We start from the raw sequence: 17252 nt of genomic DNA on the forward strand, positions 1-17252 counted from the left end.
ATTTTATCTTTTTAATCATTCATTAGGTTAAATATTTTGTAAAAAAATGACGAAACATCTATCCTTATAGGTATGTAATTCGTTACAATAGTATAGTTCGACTTTAAACCAAGTAAAAAAGAAGGTGCCATCTTTAAAGAATAATCAATAGTAAAACTCCCATTCTAAATATTGAGGAGTGCAAACTGTCCTGCGCCCATTCATTGGTCACAATCTATATACACTTTACATACTTGAAATCAAGGGAGTCCTCCATGTATGAATAGCATACTCATCTTAACCGCGCTAATTATTATTTTTGCTTTGGTCTTTGACTTTATCAATGGTTTCCATGATACGGCTAACGCCATCGCTACAGCAGTATCAACCAAGGCACTTAAACCACGTCATGCAATCATCATGGCTGCGGTCATGAATTTATTGGGAGCACTGACCTTTACCGGTGTAGCGCATACCATTACGAAGGATATCGTCGATCCTTTCACATTGAATAATGGTTCTTATGTAATCCTTGCTGCACTGCTTTCGGCAATAATATGGAATTTAATCACTTGGTATTTTGGCATTCCAAGCAGTTCCTCCCATGCAATCATTGGTTCAATAGCTGGAGCGGCCATCGTGGCTAGTGGATTCGATGCGATTAAATGGAGTGGGTTCACTAAAATTGTACAAGCATTGATCCTATCTCCAATCCTTGCCTTTACGCTTGGATTCATTGTATACAGTATCTTCAAGGTAGTATTCAAAAATAATAATTTAGGAAAAACCAATAAACGATTCAGGAGTATACAAATTCTCACGGCGGCCATCCAGTCTTATACACATGGGACGAATGATGCTCAAAAATCCATGGGAATCATCACGATGGCTTTAATCGCTAACGGATATGCCTCTACATCTGAAGTTCCTTTCTGGGTACAATTATCCTGCGCAATAGCCATGGCGCTCGGAACATCGATCGGAGGTTGGAAGATTATCAAAACCGTTGGCGGTAAAATCATGAAAATCCGCCCGGTTAATGGTGTGGCTGCCGATATGACTGGAGCAGCGATCATTTTCGGTGCAACCTTCCTGCATATGCCGGTCAGCACGACACATGTCATTTCTTCTTCAATACTTGGGGTCGGTTCTGCACACCGCATCAAAGGGGTAAAATGGGGAACCGCAAAAAACATGTTGGTCACTTGGTTCATTACATTGCCAATTTCCGCTTCACTAGCTGGAATCATTTACTATTTGATTGCTTTATTTTTATAGAACCTTTTGCCTTTCCCATATCGGAAAGGCTTTTTTTTTACAAATCCCCCTTATAAATGCAGGGTTTTTCCCTTTTTTTAATTTTCCTTGTTTTTTTATGTAAAGTTTTATTAAGATTTTGTAAATTTTCGTCGAAAAACCTTCCCGTATACTACATGAATTCGTTACAATCAATTTGTTAATACTAAGCGTACGACTAAAGTGCGTAAATTTGCATGACTAATTGGGAGGCTTTAACATGGCTTTTAAATCAAAAAAAGACAAATTCGCGGTAATGCTTTTTAACATCGCTCAAAACCTTAAAGAAGGTGCTGACTATTTCGCGGATTATAAACTCAAGAACATCTCCGATCTCAAAGTATTTTCAGATACCATGAAAGACTATGAGCATAAGGGCGATTCAATGGTTCATAATGTGATCAAAGAGCTTAACAATGCTTTCATCACTCCTATCGAACGGGAGGATATCCTTGAATTAACCATGAGAATGGATGATGTCATAGACGGTTTGGAACACTGTGCGGCATTATTCGAAATGTACTCAATTGTCAATGCAGATGAGTATATGCTTAAGTTTGTGGATGCAATTAAACAGTGTACGTATGAGATTGAAAATGCTGTCGATACACTATCCACTAAAAAATTGCCAATGATTCGTGAACATGCAATCAAAATTAAAGATCTTGAATCCGTTTGTGACGGAATCCAACGTCAATCAATCAAAAACTTGTTTACAGTTGAAAAAGATCCAATCAGGATCATTCAATATAAAGAAATTTATGAAAGCCTTGAAGAGATTGCCGATCACTGTCAAGCGGTGGCCAATACACTTGAAACAATCATAATGAAAAACGCCTAAGGAGTACCCCAATAAATGGATACTTTATTAATTATAACAATATTAATCGTTTTCTTTGCTTTAGCATTTGACTTCATCAATGGTTTTCATGATACAGCCAATGCAATAGCGACTGCTGTTTCAACAAAGGCCTTGAAGCCTAGGCATGCCATCATCATGGCAGCCGTCATGAATTTCGTCGGAGCCATGACATTTACTGGAGTGGCGAAGACCATAACGAAGGATATCGTGGATCCGTTCACGCTTCCGAATGGTTCATATGTAATTATGGCTGCTCTACTTGCCGCCATCATATGGAACCTTCTAACGTGGTATTACGGAATACCAAGCAGTTCCTCCCATGCATTGATTGGTTCGATTGCTGGTGCAGCGATTGCTGCAGCAGGATTCGCTGGAATTAACTGGGGAGGATTCTTGAAAATTCTTCAAGCTTTGATCTTCTCCCCGCTAATTGCTTTTGCAATCGGGTTTATCGTATACAGCATCTTTAAAGTTGTTTTTAAAAACAATAACCTGACAAAAACAAACCAAAAATTCCGGACTATACAGATTGCTACTGCAGCACTTCAATCGTATACCCACGGAACGAACGATGCTCAAAAAGCAATGGGTATCATCACGATGGCCCTTATTGCAAATGGTTATGCATCAAGTACCGATATCGCCTTCTGGGTTCAGTTCTCCTGTGCGCTCGCAATGGGACTTGGAACTTCGGTCGGCGGCTGGAAGATCATTAAGACCGTTGGCGGCAAAATCATGAAAATCCGGCCGGTCAATGGTGTTGCAGCGGATTTAACCGGAGCCTTTATCATTTTCGGTGCGACTGTAATACACATGCCAGTCAGTACAACCCATGTTATTTCGTCTTCAATCCTTGGGGTTGGATCAGCGCATCGGGTCAAGGGTGTAAAATGGGGAACGGCAAAAAGAATGATCATCACTTGGTTCATTACCATTCCCATCTCGGCAACATTAGCTGGTTTGCTTTATCTTTTAATTAACTTCCTATTCTAAAATAAAATCCCTTCCGGTTTCCATCGGTAGGGATTTTCTGTTTTACAAAGGATTTATCTATGCTTATTAATAGGAAATCGTTTAAAATTCAAGGAGAAGGAATTTTTTTTAGCGAGGGGCAAAATAAAAATGAAGGAATTCGAAAAAAATAGAGATATTTTTAAAGACCTTTATGGAGATATGATGGAGTTTGCCGATAGAATCAGTTCTGTTTTAGGTTGCCCCATTACAATCGAGGACGGTAACCACCGCTTACTTGCATATAGCACTCACGATGATACTACGGATCAGGCTCGTATCATGACCATAATCGGAAGACGTGTCCCTGAAAAGGTCATCAACAGTTTATGGAAAGATGGCTTCATCCCCGCGTTATTGAAAGAAGATGCCCCCATTAAAATCGGGGCTATCAATGATGTCGGTCTCGGGAACAGGGTTGCGGTTTCCATCCGGAAAAATAATGAAGTACTTGGATTCATTTGGGCTTTGGAGGTAAATGAACCTTTCACCGAAGAAGATATGAAATTTCTGCAATTCGCTGCCAAGGAGGCAAAGAACCAGTTACAGCAATTGCAATTGAAAAAGAAAAGGAAAGAAGCAGGTCATCAAGAATTCCTCTGGCGCATGTTGACCGGGCACTACCAAGAAGAATCGGAAATAATTGAAAATTACAAGAAATTCTCCATCCATGTTCCAGTGGTTTTTTCCATTTTGGTATTCGAATTTCCTAAAGAGATCAATCGCGAAGTGGAGCGCTACATTTCATACATGTTAACGACCACTCAAAAGATAAACAGTTCTTTATTTGCCATTGACCATAACAAGCTCATTCTTTTCGCGGGAGCCAACCAGGAAAACAACCCTTCTTTCACTTCATCGATTTATGAGTTCATTCCTTTTTTCATTCTGGAGATGAAACGGCGTTTCGGTGTTGAGCATATCCTTGGAACGGCTGGAAATATGTATAAAAACTTAATGGATGTTAAATCAAGTTACGAAGAAGCTTTATACACCCTAAAAATGAAGAATATATTCCCTGATGACATGAAACTCATTTTACATTACGAAGAACTTGGCATGTTTCAAATGATCGAATCACTTGCAAGCAACAAACAGCGTCGTGTCCATCCTTCCATCCTTAAGCTAAAGGCATACGACATGAAAAACCAGACGGAATTGCTGCAAACACTCACCGTCTATCTAGAGAAAGATTGCAACCCAAATGAAGCTTCAAGAAATCTTCATATCCATGTGAATACATTGAATTACCGATTGAAAAGAATCTCTGAAGTGGGAAATATTCGATTAAAAGACCCGATTCAAAAAATGTCCCTCTTTCTTAACATTAAACTTAATCAATATGATGAATTTTTCAAGAAAAATTAATGATATATTCCTTGATATGGAATGCTAAAAGAAGTGTGGAAAGGTTGATCATATGAAATTTGAAACAAAAGAAGAACTCGAAAAAGAATTAACAATCATTGGAAAATGGGAGAAGGATCAGAAAGGACTATGGTTTTGGGAACGTATTGGGCGGATCCCCTTCAAGCTATTGGATAAGTTGACACCGGATTTCATTCAGAAAAAATTGGGTGTCATGCTTGATGAAATCGGCAGCTACATTCAGAATGGCGGAAAATATTTAACGAAAGAAGCCCATATTCTAAGTCAGCTGCAAGCAAAGGTTCCCGAATTGAATATTACTGACCTGGAAGATGTTTCAAGGATTCCCCTCCATATCATGGATAGCGTGAGTCAGGATATTAAAAATTCAGGCAGCAAATTGGCAACGGTTCAAGGTGCCACTACCGGAATTGGCGGAATCTTCACCTTGGCCATCGACATCCCCCTCCTTCTCGGCATGTCGATCAAAACCCTTCAGGATATTGCCATCACATATGGCTTCAATCCCAGAGACCGCGAAGAACGTATTTTCATCGTCAAATGTCTACAATTTACAACATCGGATGTTGTCGGCAAAAAGGCTCTATTAAATGAATTGTCGAAAATGAACCAGACTGATTCCCAATCAAAAAGGGAAATAGCATCCGAACTGCAAGGATGGCGAGAAGTCGTTTATACATACCGTGATCAGTTTGGCTGGAAAAAGCTTTTGCAAATGGTTCCTGTTGCCGGAATAATATTTGGCGCCCTTACAAATCGGTCGATGATAGCCGATATTGCCGATACGGGAATCATGCTATATAAGAAAAGAAGGATTTTAGAGCGCATTCAAGAACCTATTGCAAAGAATTAAATTCAGCTTTTAAAAAAAGGTCTTGATCCTGCGAGTCCATGTTTTTTAAACTGCGTTTGTGGAATTCCACAAATACACCTTTTTCATTTTTCTGATTTCCACATACTAACTGTTTCTTTTTCCAACTATACTTGTGATACAAATAGTAAAACATATTATTGGAGGGATTAAGATGAGAATAGGAATTCCAAAAGAGATTAAAAACAATGAAAATCGTGTAGCTATCACTCCAGCCGGGGTCGTAGCATTAGTCAATGCAGGACACGAAGTATTAATCGAAATGAACGCAGGTCTAGGAAGCAGTTTTACAAATGAAGCATATCAAGAAGCTGGTGCTGTTATAGTCGAGGACGCTGCTAGCGTTTGGGCAAGCACAGAAATGATCATGAAAGTAAAAGAACCTATCTCATCTGAATATAAATATTTCAGAAAAGATTTAATCCTTTTCACATATTTACATCTTGCGGCAGAACCGGCCCTAGCTCAGGCCCTAAAAGAAAGCGGTGTCTTGGCCATTGCTTATGAAACGGTTGCTGTAAACCGCACACTTCCTTTATTGACACCAATGAGTGAAGTTGCAGGACGCATGGCTGCACAAATCGGTGCTCAGTTCCTTGAAAAAAATAACGGCGGTAAAGGAATACTCTTAAGCGGAGTTCCTGGAGTCAAACGTGGTAAAGTCGCTGTAATCGGCGGAGGCATGGTTGGAACGAATGCTGCTAAAATCGCTATCGGATTAGGCGCAGATGTTACCATTCTTGACTTAAGCCCTGACCGCCTTCGTCAACTTGATGATATTTTCGGAAATGAACTGACTACACTCATCTCCAACCCTTATAATATTGCAGAAGCAGTCAAAGAAGCCGATTTAGTAATCGGTGCTGTATTGATTCCAGGTGCTAAAGCTCCTAAGCTAGTTACTGAAGAAATGGTTAAATCGATGTCTCCAGGTTCAGTCATTGTCGATGTTGCAATCGACCAAGGCGGTATCTTTGAAACTGTCGACCACATAACAACACATGATAACCCTACTTATGTTAAGCATGGAGTAGTGCATTATGCAGTAGCAAATATGCCAGGAGCAGTGCCTCAAACTTCTACAGTAGCTTTAACTAACGTAACAGTACCATTTGCACTTCAAATTGCAAACAAAGGTGCCATCAAAGCAATCCTTGAAAATGATGCACTTGCAAAAGGCGTCAATGTGGCGAACGGTGAAATCACTTTCGAAGCAGTTGCCATAGACCTTGGGTACAACTATGTAAGTGTTGAAAACGCTTTAAACCCCAATAACATTAACGCTTAATAAAAAATAAGACTCCAGACATAATCGTCTGGAGTCTTATTTTTTCCTGGTTTTAATATTCTTTCAACTAAAAACAATATCTGCGCATTTACGACTTAATATTACAAGGAAATATAGGTGCTGGCCTGGTTCTCCTTTCAATTTAAGGTTTTAACCACTTTGCGCATGGTCATTCAGCCACACCTGGCTAAGAATATCTGTGTGTAAAAGACCTACTGGAAAAATAAGTAGGTCTTCTATTAAAGCTTGTTTTTACTACAAAAGTCACGATATACCTATTGTAATCTTTCCTTATGTATTTCCCGAATACAATGATGACTTATTATTCGGTCGTCTTCTTCTTTTTCTTGCGTTTAACACCAGGGCGGTTTGGCGTGATGATGCATCTTGTCTTGATCCTAATCCAAAAGGAATGACTGGTATTCCATGTTCATTTGCATAACCCATGACTGCTCTTACTTCCGCAGTATCCCTTGGATATATCACCATATCCGGTAAATGCGGAGTGTGATATGATTCATCATGGCTGTGCTGTTCCAATAAAGTTTCATTCACCGTTTCTTGTTCTTCCGAAAGTATCTTCCTTCATTCTTCTATATAATCATTCGTTATGCTGCCCTTTTTTTACCAAACATTCTGAAAATATTACACAAAATGAGATTGCCCGCTAATAGGCAATCCATCTTTCTTCACTTACTGAAACCTTTCGTTTTATCCGTGCAGGCCTTCATTGCTTGTAGAATGCTGGATCTTAGCTGATTCTCTTCCAAAGCCGCTACCGCAGATATCGTTGATCCGCCCGGCGTGCAGACATCATCCTTTAAAGCAGCAGGATGTCTTTCCGTTTCCAGTACCATTTTAGCAGCTCCCATTACAGCTTGTGCTGCCATTCGGTATGCTTGTTTTCGTGGAATGCCATCACGGACCCCCCCATCAGCCAGCGCCTCGATGAACATATATACATAAGCAGGCGACGAACCGCTGATAGCCGGTACTGCGTCCATCAAATCTTCATGCAGGATTTCCGTTTTACCGAAACTATTCAGCAGTGCAGTCACATCCTCTATATCAGCATCGGTAATTTCATCATTAATGCACATGGCAGTCATGCCTTCACCGACAAGCGAAGGGGTGTTTGGCATCGTCCGGACAACCTTCACTCTTTTTTCGAAGCTGTTCTCAACTAGAGATACAGTGATTCCTGCTGCCATAGTAATGATCACAGCATCTTCTTTAACATGATTCTTCACTTCTTCAAGCACTTGCTTATGCATGGCAGGTTGGATCCCTAGAAAGAGAAAATCGGCAAAACCGGCAACCTCTTTATTATCCAAAGTACCTTTAACGTTATATTTCGTGGTGATTTTAGTTTTGGTCTCCGCACTCGCAGTACTGACCATGATCTCTTCAGGTGAAATGACCTCTGCAAGCAGCATGCCCTCAAGCATTGCCTCACCCATTTTGCCGCATCCAATAAAACCGATTTTTTTATTCATATCTTACACTTCCAATCATAAGTTCATCTAGATTCCTTCTTATTATATCGGATATGGTATATGGAAACACGTTGGAGATATTAATCAGGAAGGATTTGGTGGTTTCTGGTCGAATTACTTAAATGATATGAATGAATCTTTATATCCACCTTTACGCAATATAGTCATGTAATTGAATTCTTTTGCAAAAAACGTTGACTAATTGGTCATTAGAGATTTATAATTTTGACCTATTAGTCACAAACGAATAAGAAATACAGTTATAGAAATGGAGAAATGCTATGCAAATGGAAAAAAAAGCGGTCAATACCAAGCTTGTCTTAACAGGATTGATCATAGGAATGTTTTTCAGTTCATTGGAACAGACGATCGTCGGTACGGCCATGCCGACCATTATCGGGCAATTGAATGGTTTTACCATCTTTGCATGGGTAACGACTGCCTATTTAATAGCCTCAACGACTGTTGTACCCATTGTTGGAAAGCTATCTGATTTATATGGCAGGCGTTCCCTTTATCTGCTTGGCACAATCATATTTACGATCGGTTCGTTTTTATGTGCCACAGCCACTTCGATGGAGCAATTGATCATCTACAGGGGTCTGCAGGGAATCGGCGGCGGGATGATCATGCCTTTATCCCAAACGATCATCGGCGATATATTCTCTGCGGAACAAAGAGCCAAATGGCAGGGTGTATTCGGAGCCCTTTTTGGTTTAAGTTCTGTCATCGGCCCTTTTTTGGGCGGCCTGATCGTTGACCATATCAGCTGGCATTGGATCTTTTTGATCAATGTACCGACGGGCTTACTATCTGCCATTTTGATTTATGTAGGGTTGAAACATGAAGCGATAAGGAAAACTGAGAAAGTGAATATCGATTATCTAGGGATTTTCACCTTGATTCCTGGTATTGTCCTGTTATTGCTTGGCTTGACCTTCGGTGGTGATAAATTCGAATGGGTATCATTAGAATCTCTCTTGATTTTCGGCAGCACCATTGTCTTCATTGCCCTATTCATCATTTTTGAAAGAAGAGCAGTCGAACCTATCCTTGATTTATCCCTTTTTAAGAATAGAGTTTTTTCCACCACGAATATATTGGGATTCCTGCTTGGCCTTGGCATGTTCGGAGCAATCATGTTCGTCCCGCTGTTCATGCAAGGCGTTTTGGGAGTTTCACCAACAAAAGCGGGTTCGACCATGACTCCGATGATGATCGGTATGATTCTTTCCAGTATCATTGGCGGTCGGTTACTTTTGAAATTCCGTTTTCGTACCGTGCTTACCTTTGGAATGGCCTTTGCGACGCTTGGCTTTTTCTTAATGAGTATGATGGACGGCAGTACGACTATATTCACTGCGTACTCATTCATGGCCATCCTTGGGATAGGCATGGGGCTTGTCATGCCGACATTGATGATTGCCGTTCAAAACGAATTTCCAAAATCGCAGCTAGGTTCGGTTACAGCTGCTTCGACATTCTTCCGGTCAATAGGGGGAACGATGGGCATCACGATTTTGAATGCTGTCATGAATCACAATCTCCAGCAAAATATGGATGATGCGGTCGTAAGCCAAAAGGACCCTATATTGCATGAGGCACTGAAGGCATTAGCCGATAAAACGGATACGTTATTCAACATCATGCTTTATCCTGAAAACCTTAAAATGCCCGCAGAAGTCAGCAATGTCCTTGTAAAAACGATAGAAAATGCCTGGATCGATGCATTCTCCAGTGTTTTCATCACCGGTATCTTTTTTGTTTCCGCGGGGATATTAGTGGCACTTTCCGTGGGTTCGGGCCGAATCAAAAGTGATCAAGAAACAGAAAAAGAATTAGGCTAAACATATGCTCGGGACCGGCTGATATAATCGGTCGGCCTTTTTCATCCCTTCAATCCTATGTTTCTTTTTCATTGATAAGGGAATTTTACCTATATGAGATTAAATGGGGTGATACTATGAAAAAGATAAACCATTCAATTTTGCCAGTTGATTTTTATCAGCAGCCCACGCTTGAACTGGCAAAATCCCTTCTTGGCTGCCTGATTGTAAAAGAAACAGCTGATGGAACCGCTTCTGGATTCATTGTTGAAACAGAGGCCTATATTGGTCCTGGGGACAGGGCCGCACATAGTTTTGGAAATAGACGGACAAAACGGACGGAAGTGATGTTCGGAAATTCCGGTTTGATATATACATACGTCATGCACACACATACACTGGTCAATGTCGTAAGCGGCGGACCTGAAAATCCGGAAGCCATTTTAATTCGGGCGATTGAACCCTATTCAGGGCTCGAGTTAATGCATGAAAGACGGGGAATTGCCGATATTCGTAAATGTACCGATGGACCAGGGAAGCTAACAAAGGCACTAGGCATCACCATGGATGATTATGGTCGATCTTTTACGGATCCCCCGCTATATCTAGCTGAAGGAAAAAAGCCTGAACACATATCCAGCGGCCCCCGTGTCGGAATCGACAACTCCGGGGAAGCAAAAGATTACCCTTGGCGTTTCTGGGTTACCGACAATCCATTTATATCCCGTAAGAACTTAATTAATAAAAGGGTACCGAAAAAATCACCGTGATGTTATCCCCTCTAAGTGAACTGTGTAATTTCTGTGGATGATACACACCTTTGAGGGGATTTTACTATGTCCGTAAGCATTCCGATATATCAAAAAGTAGTGAATGAAAGATTATGAATATAGCTAATGACAGCCATAGCCTCAAAAGGAACTAGGCTTAAATTAAAGTGCTACTTAATTTCCTGCCAAACTTATACATTAGATTATTCAAGTCCCCTCAATATCCCTGATTCAATTTCCATAATTTCCTTACCCATTCAACTTACATCCTATTACCCCAGTAATAATAAATTGACTTCCTTCTATTACGAACCTAATATAGTTAAGTCAGCAATATGGAAGGTGGTTTAAGATGAACGTTCAGGCCCTTTTGCAAATGAATACAATTTTTATTAGTATCCTAATTGAATCCCTTCCCTTTATTTTACTGGGAGTCCTTATATCCGGAATCATCCAAATGTTTGTGTCAGAAGAGATGATTGCAAAAATCATTCCGAAAAATCCGATCTTATCTGTTCTATCCGCAATAGGTGCAGGAGTCTTTTTTCTTGCCTGCGAGTGCGGGATCGTCCCGATTACCCGCCGTTTGATCGCTAAAGGTGTTCCTCTTTCAGCGGCCATTGCCTTTATGCTTTCTGCACCCATTCTCAATCCGATTGTCCTGTTTTCCACCTATATAGCGTTTGGCAATAGTTGGAGCATGGTTTTCTATCGTGGCGGAATTGCATTGGCGGTCGTCCTGATCATTGCATGCATCCTGTCTTTTCAATTTAAGACAAATCAGCTCAAACAGGAACATATCGAACATATGCATCACCATAAACTTACATTTAAAGACAAAATAACGGGGATGTTCAAACACTCGATTGAAGAGTTCTTTTCTGTTGGAAAATACTTAATCATTGGTGCATTGCTGGCAGCTGCCATTCAAACCTTTTTGAAAACATCCCTATTGCTTGAAATCGGTCAAGGAAAATTATCCGGGAATGCAGTCATGATGGCGTTGTCCTATGTCATGTCCTTGTGTTCCCAAGCGGACGCCTTTGTTGCAAGTTCTTTTAGAAGTACCTTCTCGCCCTCTTCACTAGTTGCTTTTCTAGTATTTGGGGCCATGTTTGATATTAAAAATACGATCATGCTTTTAGGTACCTTCAAAACGAAATTCGTTTTATGTTTGATGGCCTATATATTTATTTCCGTCTTAGGCCTAACTTTATTGTTTATTTCTTAAAGAGGGTGTTTTATATGGGAAGATTATTCATATTACTTGGACTTACTTTTTTATTCATGCATTTACACGCCTCAGGGGATATATCGAAATACATTAATATGGAATATTCATATGTTTCACAGATTGCCATCTATATACTGGCAATATTCACGTTAATGGGATCTTACTTATATTTTAAGGAAGATAATCAAGAAGAATGCGTTGATTGTCAGTGCGGACATGATCACTCCCAGGAAAATAAGAAATGGAAAAGGAACCTTACTTATTTCCTATTCTTCATTCCCATTTTAACCGGTCTCTTTTTGCCTGTTGCCACTATGGACTCCAATATCGTAGAAAAAAAAGGATTTCATTTCCCAGTATATGAAGACTCGGATGAATATAGCCAGCATCAATTTCTGCAGCCGGATACGAGTCTTTATTATGGCAAGGATGACTATTTAACTTTAATGGATAACTCTCTCAAAGGCTTGGTTGATCGTGACAGTCTTCAATTAACAGATGAAAACTATCTAAACGATTTAGAAGCCATCTATTACTCTCCTGGAAAGTTCACTGGCAAGCAAATAACGTTAACCGGATTTTCGTACAATTCAAATGAGCTAGCCAAAAACCAGGTATTCCTGTTCCGTTTTGGGGTCATTCACTGTGTCGCGGACTCTGGGGTATTCGGCATGCTAATCGAATTTCCTGAAGGAATGCATCCTAAAAATGATGAGTGGTATTCCGTGACAGGTGAATTGGAATCGATTTATTATCAGCCATTCAAGAAAACCATTCCCCTGCTCAAAGTATCATCACATAGTAAAATCGCTGAACCGGATGATCCCTATGTTTATAGACAATATTAAAAAATGAATCATGGAAAGGTAAGGATATGTTATTCTTGCCTTTCTTTTTAATTGCCCCAAACTTCCATTTTGTGGAATACTCTTTTTATCCATTTATGCGAAATTACAGTACGGTCCTCTTACACTCCACCTGAATCCCACAAACCCCCATTTTCCTGTAACAAGATTTCCCGAAAAATGACGAAAAAGTTGAATTTTATTTATATGGGTCATGTTTTTTATATTCCATACCCTTATAATATAAATGCTACATATTTTTTTACCACATCAGGAGGAACTTTCCTAAATGAACAATTCTAAAAACTCTTTCATTCTTGCAGGAACCATTATAGGCACCCTAGTGGCAGGCAATTCCGCTTATGCTGGTTCTTATCAAGTTAAATCAGGGGACACCCTTGATGAAATCTCTAAAGCTAATCATACAACTGTCCAAGCATTAAAATCTCAAAACCATTTGACTAGTAACCTTATTTTTCCCGGCCAAATCTTGAAATTTAATACCCTTAACAACCATACAGCTAAAAATATGGATAAAACCGAAAAATATGTGGTTAAACTGGGGGATACCTTATCAACAATTGCTAAAAGATATAACCTTTCCCTTAGTGCCCTGCTTAAATTAAACACTGATATTTCTAATTCGGATCGCATTTATATTGGCCAATCCATCCGGGTTTCCGGAAAAGCCCCTGCATCTAGCTCTACGGCTAAAAATAGTCCTTCTAATGCTACATATAGGGTCAAATCCGGTGACACCCTGGATAAAATCGCTAGAGTCAATAATATAACTGTCAAACAATTAAAGTCTAAAAACCATTTGACTAGTAACCTTATTTTTCCCGGCCAGGTCTTGAAGATTAATACCCTTAACAACTATGCGAGTACGAATAATAGTAAAAATACAACAGAAGTTTATGTAGTTAAATTAGGGGATACCTTATCAACAATCGCTAAAAGATATAACCTTTCCCTTAGTGCCTTACTTAAAATGAACCCTACTATTTCCAATTCAAGTCGTATTCGAATCGGCCAATCCATCCGGGTTTCAGGACAAGCCTCAGCATCTGCAATTAAAAAACCGTCCAAATCGACAAAGGCGGATCAAGTTTTGGCTGCTGGCGCTAAATATATGGGAGCCAAGTATGTTTACGGTGCGAGCACTTCACGCACGGATGTATTTGATTGCTCTTCATTCACATTAAGAGCATTCCAAAGTGCAGGTGTTTCCTTGCCTCGAAATTCAGTGGCACAATCACAAGTTGGTACAACTGTTTCTTCAAAATCCCTCCAAAAAGGGGATTTAGTATTCTTCGATACCAATAATGATGGCGTAATCAATCATGTGGGAATTTATGCCGGTAACGGTCAAATGCTGAATGCTTCTACATCTAAGGGTGTATCCTACGCTAACATCAACAGTTCTTACTGGGGACCTAGCTTTGTCAAGGCAGTTCGTGTACTTAACTAAATGATTTTTGGCAATAACTCATGTTTGCTAAAAAATTAACTCTTTATGCCTTGATAAAAGAGCAAAAAAGCGTGTTTTGATAAAAAATCATACACGCTTTTTTGCGTATAATAATGTCAACCGCCAACTGGTGTTATGGCTTATAACCATTCTCACACACGCATTAACCTTTGCCTTTCCACAATCTCATAATCAAGTTGATTACTGACACGTACTTCTTCCAAGCTTGATAATTCCTTTCGTTGGGCTATTTCATCCTTCTTTTTTTATGATAGACAATCGTAAGAACCAAGCTTTTCTTAATAACATCATCATCACCGCCTGTTTTGTCACATGTCTTTCCTGCATTCCACCTGCTTTTTATGAACTTTTTCTTCAATATGATCTATGAATGGCTGATTATTGTTGAGATTTTCTTTATTCCCGCGCTTATGATAAATTTTTACGCTTTTTTTATGCCCCCTTATCTACAGAAATAGCCGACCGTGAAAAGAATGGTTTTCTCCACTTAGGAAAAATAGATATTTTCCCTATTACTTCAATTTCTTTTTCAACTTGCCATCCTTGTCCTTGATCGGGCCGCATGGATATATAGAGAGTACAGGATCTATACCAACAAAAAATGGCCTTCATAACAGAAGACCTTTCTTTAACAATCGTTTCAGTTTGATTTCAGAAATAAACATAAAGGTTTAACTAGTCTTAATCAAGTTATGGGATGAGAGCATTCCGGACCTTTTTGAAGAAACTAGTTTACCTGCAGATTTTTTCAAAAAAAACGTTTCAGTTTGATTTCAGAAATCCGCTCCCTTTCCGCCGACTGTCTGCCAAGCCTCCTTAACGTCTATGTGGGGTCTTGGCTAGCCAGTTATTCGGCAGGAGTGTCGCATATTTCTTCAATCCATTGAGTTTTCATTTCATATAATACCGTGAAAATACATGAAGGATAACCAGTTTTCTTTTAAAACATGGTTCGGCGTAAGAGCATTTCGAACATGGCATTACTTTAGTTTCTCTTGTTTTTCAAGATACTGCCTCACTTTTTGCAAATATTCCGGGGCATCCATTTGATCTTTCACGACCAATTCTATAAGGCAAAGTTTATCGGCGTTCTGAGCATTTGTAATGGCATCATCCAGTTCACCATTCGTCTTGACTCTTGCTGTAAATGCCTCTTGACCAAACGCTTCAGCCAGTTTTGTATAATCCCACTCTGGTATCTCGTTGTATTTCTGTTTTTCTATATCTACTTTTACGTTTAAGAATTTTTCTATCGTGTAGCCTTTATTGTTGAGGATAAACACGATGGGCTTGCAGCCGTTCTCCAGCATCGAGCTTATTTCCTGTGCTGTCAGCTGTATCGAGCCGTCCCCTGTAAACAAAAGAACACGCCGGTTTCTATCCGCTATACAAGCACCGAAAGCTGCGGGCGTCGCATATCCAATGCTTTGCCAGCCTCCCTGAGCAATGTAGGTCACCCCTTTCGGCAATCTGACCTGTGACATGCCATAAGAGAATGTTCCTGTTTCCGTGACCACTATGTCCTTTTCCTTCAACATTTGCTGAATTCGAGGATAATAGGAAGTCGCTTTCAGCGGTGCTGAAGGGTCTTCCACAATTATTGTGCTATACGGAAACGAGATGTTTCCAACAGATTCGTTCTGCCGGTAGCCTATGTCCTGGAATTCATTTAGAATTTCCTCCGCTCTGACATTCATATAACTGGCTGCTCCCACTTTTACTGTGTCAGGTTGAATTTCCACCATTTTCAACGGGTTAAGCTTTGCTGTTCCTTTGGAAGTATTGACGTCGGACCAAACAGCACCAACGGCTATGATCAAATCCGCTTCTTCAACAGTCTGAGTTACATCCTTACTTCCGAAAGCTCCGCCGTATACACCAATATACTGGGGATGGCTCTCATCAAACCCGCTTTTGCCCTGCATTAATGAAGCAACTGGAACGTTTAACCTCTCAGCGAGCTGCAGTACGGGTTTCTGCAAGTTATAACGAAGTGTTTTCACGTCCACAAGCAGAACGGCTTTATTTACATGTTCTAACATGCCTTTTATATGCTTCACTGCTGACTGCAAAGCATCGACATTCGTTTTGGTCATATTTTCTGATGTCTCACTGTGAGAAAGCACTGGTTTTTCAACGAGATCGATAGCCACTACCAAATAAACGGGCTTTTTCTTTTCTTTCGCGATTCTGATTGCAGCCGGTATCTCCCTAACTGCGTTTTCTGGTGTAAGAATTGCCGTATAACTGGTGATATGCTCATAAACCTTACGGAAAACATCAAAATCTCCATCCATTAACGTATGATGGGCAAGCTCCTTCTCCTGTTGCATCATGGACTTTGGCGAGCCTACAATATGGATGAGCGGCACATTTTCACTGTACGCTCCAGCGATTGCATTACATGCGCTCATTTCACCGACACCAAAGGTGGTGATGAGTGCCGACATGCCCCTCACCCGGGCATAAGCGTCCGCTGCGTATCCAGCATTGAGTTCATTTCGTCCATTAATAAACTCAATCCCATCGTAATCTTCCAAAGTATCTAGCAATGAGAAATTATAGTCTCCGGGCACACCAAAAATCTCTGTAATGCCTTCTGCTTTTAAGCAGTCGTATAAATATTGTCCCAAGGTTCTGTTTTCAGCCAAGTCAATCACTCCTTCATCGATTACTCTCTACTTTATTTATACCCAAACAGAAGTAGGTTAACCGTATATGTATCCATATACTTCAAGGTGAGTTGGCTCTATTACTCTAGTTTTAGCTTTGATGAATGAAGTGAGTTAGACTATCCCAGGCATGACTCTTATAAAAATGATTCAAATCCAAATCGAAATATCTGAAAATTCTTGATTTCAGTTCTATTTTTGATTTATATTTGAATCACCGG

General features: G+C 40.0%; 14 protein-coding genes. 11 read left to right on the forward strand and 3 right to left on the reverse strand.

Annotated elements, in window-relative coordinates:
• The first annotated feature begins 258 nt into the window (after positions 1-258).
• The 6 genes from ACIQ0C_RS17600 to ald all read left to right on the forward strand — a co-directional run bounded on the left by ACIQ0C_RS17600 (position 259) and on the right by ald (position 6696).
• A complete protein-coding gene (locus ACIQ0C_RS17600) occupies positions 259-1257 on the forward strand; it encodes an inorganic phosphate transporter (RefSeq protein WP_403062270.1) in 999 nt (332 codons plus the stop codon).
• 238 nt (positions 1258-1495) lie between these two features.
• Positions 1496-2116 carry a DUF47 domain-containing protein gene (locus ACIQ0C_RS17605; RefSeq protein ID WP_048689774.1) on the forward strand — a complete coding sequence of 207 codons (621 nt, stop codon included), beginning with the start codon at positions 1496-1498 and terminating at the stop codon, positions 2114-2116.
• 15 nt (positions 2117-2131) lie between these two features.
• Positions 2132-3130: an inorganic phosphate transporter gene (locus ACIQ0C_RS17610; RefSeq protein ID WP_241591535.1), complete on the forward strand. Its 999-nt coding sequence runs from the start codon at positions 2132-2134 to the stop codon at positions 3128-3130.
• A gap of 129 nt (positions 3131-3259) precedes the next feature.
• Positions 3260-4516, forward strand: a complete 1257-nt coding sequence (locus ACIQ0C_RS17615; protein WP_403062273.1) for a PucR family transcriptional regulator — start codon at positions 3260-3262, stop codon at positions 4514-4516.
• A gap of 52 nt (positions 4517-4568) precedes the next feature.
• Positions 4569-5390, forward strand: a complete 822-nt coding sequence (locus ACIQ0C_RS17620) for an EcsC family protein (RefSeq protein WP_403062275.1) — start codon at positions 4569-4571, stop codon at positions 5388-5390.
• 172 nt (positions 5391-5562) lie between these two features.
• Complete coding sequence (ald, locus tag ACIQ0C_RS17625; protein ID WP_403062278.1) at positions 5563-6696, forward strand: alanine dehydrogenase; 1134 nt, start codon at positions 5563-5565, stop codon at positions 6694-6696.
• Between the two features lie 291 nt (positions 6697-6987).
• Here ald and ACIQ0C_RS17630 read toward each other — a convergent pair whose 3' ends face one another.
• Together ACIQ0C_RS17630 and proC are read right to left on the reverse strand one after the other, a co-directional pair.
• Complete coding sequence (locus ACIQ0C_RS17630; protein ID WP_403062281.1) at positions 6988-7251, reverse strand: FAD-binding oxidoreductase; 264 nt, start codon at positions 7249-7251, stop codon at positions 6988-6990.
• Between the two features lie 134 nt (positions 7252-7385).
• On the reverse strand, positions 7386-8192 hold the full coding sequence (proC, locus tag ACIQ0C_RS17635; protein ID WP_403062284.1) for a pyrroline-5-carboxylate reductase: 807 nt from the start codon (positions 8190-8192) through the stop codon (positions 7386-7388).
• 281 nt (positions 8193-8473) lie between these two features.
• Here proC and ACIQ0C_RS17640 point away from each other — a divergent pair, with 281 nt between their 5' ends.
• From ACIQ0C_RS17640 to ACIQ0C_RS17660, 5 genes are all read left to right on the forward strand, one after another.
• A complete protein-coding gene (locus ACIQ0C_RS17640; RefSeq protein ID WP_402836924.1) occupies positions 8474-10039 on the forward strand; it encodes an MDR family MFS transporter in 1566 nt (521 codons plus the stop codon).
• A gap of 116 nt (positions 10040-10155) precedes the next feature.
• A complete protein-coding gene (locus tag ACIQ0C_RS17645) occupies positions 10156-10788 on the forward strand; it encodes a DNA-3-methyladenine glycosylase (RefSeq protein ID WP_403062287.1) in 633 nt (210 codons plus the stop codon).
• Positions 10789-11140: 352 nt separating this feature from the next.
• The gene (locus tag ACIQ0C_RS17650) at positions 11141-12019 is read left to right on the forward strand and encodes a permease (RefSeq protein WP_403062290.1); all 879 of its coding nucleotides are present in this window, start codon (positions 11141-11143) and stop codon (positions 12017-12019) included.
• A gap of 14 nt (positions 12020-12033) precedes the next feature.
• On the forward strand, positions 12034-12870 hold the full coding sequence (locus ACIQ0C_RS17655; RefSeq protein WP_403062293.1) for a TIGR03943 family putative permease subunit: 837 nt from the start codon (positions 12034-12036) through the stop codon (positions 12868-12870).
• A 286-nt stretch (positions 12871-13156) separates the two neighbouring features.
• Positions 13157-14338 carry a C40 family peptidase gene (locus ACIQ0C_RS17660; protein ID WP_403062295.1) on the forward strand — a complete coding sequence of 394 codons (1182 nt, stop codon included), beginning with the start codon at positions 13157-13159 and terminating at the stop codon, positions 14336-14338.
• A gap of 1001 nt (positions 14339-15339) precedes the next feature.
• Here the strand turns inward: ACIQ0C_RS17660 and ACIQ0C_RS17665 are convergent.
• On the reverse strand, positions 15340-17019 hold the full coding sequence (locus ACIQ0C_RS17665; protein WP_403062298.1) for an alpha-keto acid decarboxylase family protein: 1680 nt from the start codon (positions 17017-17019) through the stop codon (positions 15340-15342).
• Between the last annotated feature and the right edge of the window lie 233 nt (positions 17020-17252).

It is taken from the genome of Peribacillus sp. NPDC096448 (genome assembly GCF_044762675.1).
Taxonomy (GTDB): Bacteria; Bacillota; Bacilli; order Bacillales; family DSM-1321; genus Peribacillus; species Peribacillus frigoritolerans_B.